The sequence below is a fragment of the Fodinicola feengrottensis genome (assembly GCF_039530045.1).
Taxonomy (GTDB): Bacteria; Actinomycetota; Actinomycetes; order Mycobacteriales; family HKI-0501; genus Fodinicola; species Fodinicola feengrottensis.
The window spans coordinates 1-1,516 of sequence record NZ_BAAANY010000074.1 but is presented as its reverse complement, the minus strand read 5'-3'; the positions used below and the strand labels follow the sequence as shown (position 1 = coordinate 1,516).

Genomic DNA, 1,516 nt, shown 5'->3' with positions numbered 1-1,516 from the left:
ATCGTAGTGGCGGAGTGAAGCTGGAGGCAGCCTGAGCCGAGGGTCGTCGGTGAGGGTGGGAGCAGCCTCGACAAAGTCGCGTCGGCTCGGTACTGCCGGATGGGCCGGGCGTGGTGAGCAAGACGGGAAGGTATACGCGAGGAACCGGTGTTGTTACGCCTCTTAACATGGCGCCAGCTCAAATCCGGTGGATACGGGCTGGAACGCGGCGCGCACCCACCTTTTGCGGGTGGGGAACTCCTTGTCTGGGTCTTCGCAGTCTGGGCGGGAGGCCATGGTGAATTGTCTACGGCGTAGCCGTGGCGATGCCGCAGGGGCAAAGCCGGGTGCCTAACCCGTCAACCGAACAGCAGTGAACGTGGGAACCGTCCGTGACCGCTCCGCGCCAAGCCTTCGACCAGAGGGTCGGGGTGCGGATAGGTCCGATGCCGACCGAAGGCGCGGATGGGGCGGAGCCGCCGTAGTACTCCGAGCCGGGGAAAGCCTGGCGCATGGGGAAGGGCGGCAGCGTGTCAGTTAGGGAGGGAATGCAATGTCCGAAGACGTGTCGGTGAATACCGGCGCTGTGTTGTGGCCGGATCCCGATTCGGCTCGCGGCACGGTACGGAGGATGCAGACCAAACTGCACCATTGGGCGGGAGAACGTTCCTCTCGCCGGTTTGGTGACCTGTTCAACCTCGTCTACGCTCCAGCGTTTCTTATGTACGCGTGGGAACGCGTGTCCAACAACGCTGGGGCGAGGACTCCGGGTGTCGACAAGGCCACCGTGGCCTGGATCGAGACTCGGGTCGGGGTCGGGGAGTTCTTGGGCTATATCCGTGACTCGCTGAAATCCGGTGAGTTCCGGCCGATCGAAGTACGACAGGTCATGATCCCCAAGGGGACGACCGGGAAAGTCCGGAAACTCGGGATTCCCACTGTCGCCGATCGCGTAGTCCAGGCAAGCCTCAAAGCGGTGCTGGAGCCCATCTTCGAGGCGGATTTCCAACCGTGCTCGTATGGCTTTCGCCCGAACCGGCGCGCACACGACGCTGTTGCCGAGATTCATCTTTTCGCCACCAACCCCAGGAATTACCACTGGATATTGGAGGCGGACATCAAAGCCTGTTTCGATGAAATATCGCATACGGCTTTGATGTGTCGCCTACGGGCGAGAATCAAGGACAAGAGAGTCTGCGCGCTGGTGAAGGCCTTCCTGAAGTCCGGGGTCATGACGACGTCCGGCGATCGGGAAGAAACAGTGACCGGGACCCCGCAGGGCGGAATCCTCTCTCCGCTGCTGGCGAACATCGCCTTGTCCGCGCTGGACGAGCACTTTGCCCAGCAATGGCACCGGGAGATGGGAACCGCATACCAGCGGAGCAAACGCAGACGTAATGGCCTCGGCGTGTGGAGACTCATTCGCTATGCGGACGATTTTGTCCTCATGGTGGACGGGCAGCGCCACCACGCCGAGACACTGCGGGAGGAGGTGGCAGCTGTACTCGACCTTCTGGGGTTACAGCTGGCACCGGAG

At 62.2% G+C, this 1,516-nt stretch carries 1 pseudogene; it reads left to right on the top strand.

Annotated elements, in window-relative coordinates:
• Positions 1-748: 748 nt before the first annotated feature.
• Positions 749-1,516, top strand: a pseudogene (locus tag ABD301_RS42220) (reverse transcriptase domain-containing protein); the annotation flags it as partial.